At 47.3% G+C, this 6,000-nt stretch carries 7 protein-coding genes; 3 read left to right on the forward strand and 4 right to left on the reverse strand.

Annotated elements, in window-relative coordinates; genetic code table 11:
• Positions 1-297 precede the first annotated feature (297 nt).
• The gene (locus tag ARB69_RS17600; RefSeq protein WP_050641081.1) at positions 298-645 is read left to right on the forward strand and encodes a hypothetical protein; all 348 of its coding nucleotides are present in this window, start codon (positions 298-300) and stop codon (positions 643-645) included.
• A gap of 52 nt (positions 646-697) precedes the next feature.
• Here the strand turns inward: ARB69_RS17600 and ARB69_RS17605 are convergent, their stop codons facing one another.
• From ARB69_RS17605 to ARB69_RS17620, 4 genes are all read right to left on the reverse strand, one after another.
• Positions 698-1,357 (reverse strand): ATP-binding cassette domain-containing protein, encoded by a 660-nt coding sequence (locus tag ARB69_RS17605; protein ID WP_055154522.1) that lies wholly within the window; start codon positions 1,355-1,357, stop codon positions 698-700.
• Positions 1,358-1,370: 13 nt separating this feature from the next.
• On the reverse strand, positions 1,371-2,729 hold the full coding sequence (locus ARB69_RS17610) for an ABC transporter permease (protein ID WP_242857630.1): 1,359 nt from the start codon (positions 2,727-2,729) through the stop codon (positions 1,371-1,373).
• A 198-nt stretch (positions 2,730-2,927) separates the two neighbouring features.
• Positions 2,928-4,046: a sensor histidine kinase gene (locus tag ARB69_RS17615; RefSeq protein WP_055154524.1), complete on the reverse strand. Its 1,119-nt coding sequence runs from the start codon at positions 4,044-4,046 to the stop codon at positions 2,928-2,930.
• A complete protein-coding gene (locus ARB69_RS17620; protein WP_055154526.1) occupies positions 4,043-4,708 on the reverse strand; it encodes a response regulator transcription factor in 666 nt (221 codons plus the stop codon). Before ARB69_RS17620 ends, ARB69_RS17615 begins: the two co-directional genes overlap by 4 nt.
• 211 nt (positions 4,709-4,919) lie before the next feature.
• Here ARB69_RS17620 and ARB69_RS17625 point away from each other — a divergent pair, with 211 nt between their 5' ends.
• Positions 4,920-5,429, forward strand: a complete 510-nt coding sequence (locus ARB69_RS17625; protein ID WP_050641086.1) for a ferritin — start codon at positions 4,920-4,922, stop codon at positions 5,427-5,429.
• 60 nt (positions 5,430-5,489) lie between these two features.
• Complete coding sequence (locus ARB69_RS17630) at positions 5,490-5,879, forward strand: desulfoferrodoxin family protein (protein WP_050641087.1); 390 nt, start codon at positions 5,490-5,492, stop codon at positions 5,877-5,879.
• The last annotated feature ends 121 nt before the right edge of the window (positions 5,880-6,000 follow it).

Below are 6,000 nucleotides of genomic sequence, written 5' to 3' on the forward strand. Positions count from 1 at the left end.
AATGATGCGGGAGGCTCCCTACTATCCAAAGTATATTCTGCTGAAACCTCTCTGCTGTTTAAATTGGAATCCAAAGCATTGAGATTTCTTGTATTGATATCTGTCTTTAGAAATGAGACCAGATCCGGGCTTGCCCGTTTAGAAGTTTTAGAAATATATTCATGCTTTTAAAATATCTTAACATATTAAATACATAAGCGCTAGTCTATTGTCAGCAGAAAACAGAAGTGACATACTTCTACAAGTATGATAGAATGGTACTGGACTAAATAAATTAACTATAAAGAAAGAATTACTATGAAAACACTTTATAATATATGCATAGGCCTGTCATTAGGCCTGTTGTCTGGTGGTATTGCGGGCGTGATAAAGTCGGTGTGCAGCCGGAAAACATATTCTGAAAAAAAGGTGCAGTCTAACCGGCGGTTAGTCAATCGATTGGCATCTATATTAAAATATATTACATTTATGCTCCTGATTTTGGGATTGATTTGGTGTAGTTATTTTCTTATACTGGGGATCTTTGTTCCGGGGCAGGCGGATTATGCGAATAATATGGCTGAACTTGTTGTTTCTGTTCTTAGTGTCATCTCTATTTTATTTGCCTTTGTTGAATTTTTGAGAAGAAAGGATGATAAAAAGTAGGAAACAGAAATAGACTGTTTCCTACTTTTCACCTTACTAGATAGACCATTATTTAAGCCAAGGTAATCGTGATTTTCTTCATTTCTCTCTCTTGCAAATATCCGCGTTTGATTTCCAGCACTACATCCGCCTGCTTTGCTGCTTCAGCGGAGTGCGTCACCACAACAACGCATTTTCCGAACGCATGGGCGCTCTCTTTCAAAACCACTGTAATGTCCCTTGCACTATCTGCGTCCAGGTTCCCAGTCGGTTCGTCCGCCAAAATGACCGGAGCATCGGAGGCCAGCGCCCGCGCAATCGCTACACGCTGCTGTTGGCCGCCTGACAGCTTCAGCACATTCCGGGTGCTCTCGTCCCTGGTAAGTCCCAGCCGCTCCAGGATAGGCCCGGCGTCAAGCTTGGCGGTAAGACGCACATTTTCCATTGGCGTCATGTAATCGATCAGGTTGTAGCTCTGGAAGATCAGGGAGATATGATTCCTGCGGTGATATTCCAGGCAGTTGGTCCTGACGTCCTCACCGTCGAACAGGATGTTTCCTTGTGTCGGCGTATCAAGTCCGCCCAACAGGGACAGCAGCGTGGTCTTGCCGGATCCGGACGGACCAAGGACGGCATACATTCTCCCTGCTTCCAGTTCCGCATTGACATTTGATAAAATCTCCTTCCCCTTTTCGTAGGCATAGCAAACATTTTTCAATTCTAAAATACACATAACAGTCCCTCCTTCAACTCATTTTCGACAGAATTTCCCGCGGCTTTAGACGCATGACGGTGATAGACGATACACTCACGGCCACAATGATGATGGCAAATCCGATCAAATACAGCTGGACAAGGTTAGCAGCCCCCACGGACACCTCTATGCGATTCTTTTCAGGCAATGGTTTCTGTATAAGATTGTCTGCGCCCACATCAACAGCAGCGGCAGAGGCAGTAACATCATCACCGGCCTCCGGTTTTGTCTGCATACTCTGCTCCAATAGTTCATTCCCAATCTGCCCTGCCACGGCATTGCCGGTGAAATAGGAAAAGCCAAAGGCGAGAACAGCAATCAAGAGCACCTCGATCAAATACTGGCCGATAATGGCCGGCTTCCTGATGCCCATGGACAAAAATACTCCTGTTTCATGGATGCGGGTCTTTGTCCAGAGGGTCAGGATCAGTGCCAGAATGATGGCGCTGACAACAATAATCACTACCAGCAGAGTAACCACAAGTTCATTTAACGCAGTCAGCGGCGCCGTTGCGTTTTCATAAACTTTGTTGTCCGTTTCAACAGTAAAAGCTTTCCAGTCAATCCCCTGCAGATCTTTTACGTCAGACACCACCCGCGCCAAATCCTGCGGGTCTTCTACGGTGACATTGACTGCTGAAAATCCGTAGTTGATTGCACCGCCGTCAATTTCGACTGCCGTTTGCAAATCTACGAACACCTGGTTCTGGATTTTGTCGTAGGTTGTAACTGTTTCTCCAAACTGCTCCACCTTATCAGGGGTAAACAGTCCGATGACCTGCACCCGCACCTCCTGTCCGGTAAAGCCCTGGTCTTCGATGCTGTAACTGTGCGCGGTAATATAGTCCCCGGCCTGCAGGCCGCTCTTTTCTGCTAAATTCCTGCTGATCAGTGCCACATGACGATCATTCACGGAAATGTGCCGCCCTTTCGTCAGCGCCAGCGTCCCGGTGGTGAAATATTCATCGTCTTCACTCATACAGACACCCAGTACCTTTGTATGTCTCTTATACTTTTCATCGATAGCTACCGTTCCGGGGAACAGAGAAAATTCCTCAAATGGAGCAAGAATGTCCTGCCTTGCACTGCAGTATTTTACGCCTGATATGGCCTTTATTGCAGCGATGTTGTCCGGCGTAAACTGTAAAGTTGAATACTGTAGAAAACTGGTAGACGTTTTTCCGGTTTCCTCATCAGCCTCATTATCTTGGATGGTTTCCCTGACCACATACGGACTGTTTTCCCAATCTACCCGAATATCAAACCTGCCTCCCAAACTTTCCCGCAGGGCAAGCTGCGTATCCTCTGACGCTTTCCAGATACTAAGCCCCGTCAGTACAAAGGTTGCCATTACCAGCAGAATGACAAAAAGCAGGACGCTTTTGCCTCTTTTTTTGTGACGTATAAAAATGCCCGCCTGATAAATCCCATACTATGCACCTCCATTTTCTTTGCAGAGATAGAATAGCATGCCAATATGGAGGCAGTATGAAAGGAATATGGAATCGGCAAGGAAGCAGATGAGAGTGCAGAGAGCTTCCGCTATTCTTTATAACTGAATAACAAAACGCATTCCAGGCGGCTGCTTCATCGGACGGAAGGAATAGGACAGTCCCAGATCTCCCAGGAGCATATCAACAATATACAGCCCCAGCCCGTTTCCCCCGTCATTACGGTTCCTGGCATAATCGGGCCGATAAAACGGCTCAAAAAGATTCTGTAAGTCTTTGGCTGGGATCGGTGTGCATTCGTTCTCTATGACAAAAGCAGGCCCCTCAAAATAGACGGAAACCGTCTTCCCTGGATCTGTATAAGCAACAGCATTGGCGAGAATGTTAGACACCGCTTTACTAAACAATTTGGGCGGCAGCACGGCGGAGAAGCCGCCTGACAAATCTATATGAAAAACGATGCCGCGTGCTTTGGCGATCTGATCATACGGCTCGCATAACACGGTCAGCAGCCCGGACAGGTCAGTCTGGACCGGGATCTCATTTTTCAGCGGGCCGCCCGCGCCGGACGCTTCCAGGATCTCCTGGATCATTCCTGACAGCTGCTCCGCCATTTCCTTGCACTCCGGCAGACAGGCCTCAACATCCCGGTACTTCCCGATGCCTAGGATCATGTTCTCCAGCGTGGCGTTCAGGGCGGTCAGAGGGGTTTTCAGTTCGTGCGATGCCGCCCGCATAAAATCCACCTTAGCCTGCTCCAATTCCCTTATACGCTGCTTTTCGATTTCAAGGGTTTCAATGGCTGAAAGCAGGTTTTGGTATAAGCCGTTGATATTATCAGCCAGCACGCCGATCTCGTCTTCAGTCCGGATCTGGCAAACCGCGGACTTATCCATTTTTGCCATCCGCTCGGTCACGACAGAGAGCTGCTTAACGGGAACCGTGATCTGCCGGGAGAACAGGAGGGAGCACAGGATGGAGACCACAACGCAACAGATAAGAGAAATTGGCAGAACTTTTTGAATCATCTGCATAATATACGGTGTCAAATTGAATTTGCCGGTAATGATCAGGTCACCGCTGCCGGGTCCAGGGGATAAATCAAAAGAAACCTGAGGGGTGAGGAAATACAGCAGGGCGTGGGCCACCAGCACGATAAAAAGCATGAGCCCCAATGTGTAGAAAAATATCTTTGGATAGATTTTCAACCGTTTCATTGATCCACCTCTAATTTATATCCAATCCCTTTTACCGTAACCAGGCAGCCGAGACGCAGTTTCTTTCGAAGATTTTTAATGTATGTGTCAACGGTTCGGTCGATGATTGGATTGTCGTCGCCCCACAGCTCGTCCAGGATTTGATTCCGGGTCAGAACGAGACCCTTGTGTTCCACAAATAGACGCAGCAGGTCGATTTCCTTGGGTGTCAACTCAATTATTCCTTCCTCGTCCCTTGCCGTATAGCCGGAAAAATCTACGGTAACATCACCAAACGCCATCGTTTCCGGTATTGCGCTCTGCCCGCTCCGCCGCAGCAGCGCCATGATCCGCTTCCCCAATAAAACCATGGAGAAGGACTTGGTAATATAATCGTCCGCCTGCTCGTCAAAGCTCTTTACCTGCGTGTATTCATCCTCAATCGCGGTGAGCATAAGGACTGGCGCAAAGCTGGTGCGCCGGATTTCATGCAGTACAGCCAGCCCGGTCATTTTGGGAAGCATGATGTCCAAAACCACCAGGTCAGGCTTCTCCTCCCGAAAGTGCCTTACCGCCTGTGCTCCATCGTAGGCCGGAATGGCCTTATGCCCGGCGGATTTCATATACTCACATATAGCTTCATTCGTTTTAAAATCGTCTTCCACAATCAATAACGTGGCCATAAAAATCACCTCCAGTCTCAGTATAGCATCTCCATGTGGAAAGAGTATGGAAAGATTTCTATGATTGTTTACCGTCCATCTTATAGACCGCCTCCTCTGATCCCTCTGTCTCCCAGATCTTTAAAAGCACTGCCTCATAGGCGATTTATCATCCGTATATTTTTTCCAAACATGAAAATACTATTCTGAGAAACTATTTAAGGAGGCACGTATGGACACACAAATACTGCAGTTGATTAACGTACAGATTAATTTTGAATTCTTTTCTTCTTATCTTTACCTTGGTTTTGCAAATTATTACGCGGAAGCCGATCTGGACGGTTTTGAGAACTGGTTCCGCATTCAGGCGCAGGAGGAACTTGATCACGCCATGCTGCTGATCCAGTATCTTCATAATAATGACGAAAAAGTCGAACTGGAGCAGATCCGTAAACCCGATCTGAAACTGACCTCCCATGCCCAGCCGCTGAAAGTCGCTTATGAGCATGAGAAACAGGTAACCGTGCGGTTTAACCAGATTTATGAGACGGCTTTTAAGAAAAAAGATTTCCGTACCACACAGCTGCTTGAATGGTTCATTATGGAACAGGGCGAGGAAGAAAAGGCAGCCAGCGACCTCGTGGCCAAAATGAATCTGTTCGGTAATGACTCGAAAGGACTCTACGAACTCAACAAAGAGTTTGCGGCAAGAGTCTATGCTGCCCCTTCACTCGTTCTCTAAAACAAACTGCACCATTTTGGGCAGACCATGAAAAGTATCATTCAAACGGAGGAATTAAAAATGTCAAAACATGAACCAATTTTTTACGCCTGTGACAATTGTCATATCATAATTGAAGAAATCAACGGTACAAAAGAGGGGTTTTCCTGCTGTGGAATCCAGATGGAAAAACTTACCCCGAACACTTCTGAAGGCGCCCACGAAAAGCATATGCCGGTTGTGGAACAAAACGGAAACACTATCACCGTTAAGGTGGGGAGTATCTTTCATCCTATGTCTGAGGAACACAGTATTGAGTGGATCTACCTGCAGACAGAAAAGGGCGGCCAGAGAATCCATCTGGATCCGGACGAAGAACCGGTCGCAACATTTGTAGTGTGTGATGGGGACAGGGCGCTGGCGGCATACGCATACTGTAACCTGCATGGGTTCTGGAAGGTGGATATCTAGACGGGAGGTGCGTGGAAGAAGTACGCCTGCACAAAAAGAGAGTCCGTCCGGTACGGGCGAAAAAGAAAAGGCCCCTTTGCAGGCGTATTCTATGCTCCTGCAAAGGGGCCTTTTCTTTTTC

Source organism: Faecalicatena contorta (assembly GCF_001404335.1).
Lineage (GTDB): Bacteria > Bacillota > Clostridia > Lachnospirales > Lachnospiraceae > Faecalicatena > Faecalicatena contortus_B.

Excerpts from the sequence above, each read along its gene's own strand:
- ARB69_RS17600 (WP_050641081.1), top strand. The coding sequence starts at position 298 with ATGAAAACACTTTATAATATATGCATAGGCCTGTCATTAGGCCTGTTG.
- ARB69_RS17605 (WP_055154522.1), bottom strand. The coding sequence starts at position 1,357 with ATGTGTATTTTAGAATTGAAAAATGTTTGCTATGCCTACGAAAAGGGG.
- ARB69_RS17610 (WP_242857630.1), bottom strand. The coding sequence starts at position 2,729 with ATGGCAACCTTTGTACTGACGGGGCTTAGTATCTGGAAAGCGTCAGAG.
- ARB69_RS17615 (WP_055154524.1), bottom strand. The coding sequence starts at position 4,046 with ATGAAACGGTTGAAAATCTATCCAAAGATATTTTTCTACACATTGGGG.
- ARB69_RS17620 (WP_055154526.1), bottom strand. The coding sequence starts at position 4,708 with ATGGCCACGTTATTGATTGTGGAAGACGATTTTAAAACGAATGAAGCT.
- ARB69_RS17625 (WP_050641086.1), top strand. The coding sequence starts at position 4,920 with ATGGACACACAAATACTGCAGTTGATTAACGTACAGATTAATTTTGAA.
- ARB69_RS17630 (WP_050641087.1), top strand. The coding sequence starts at position 5,490 with ATGTCAAAACATGAACCAATTTTTTACGCCTGTGACAATTGTCATATC.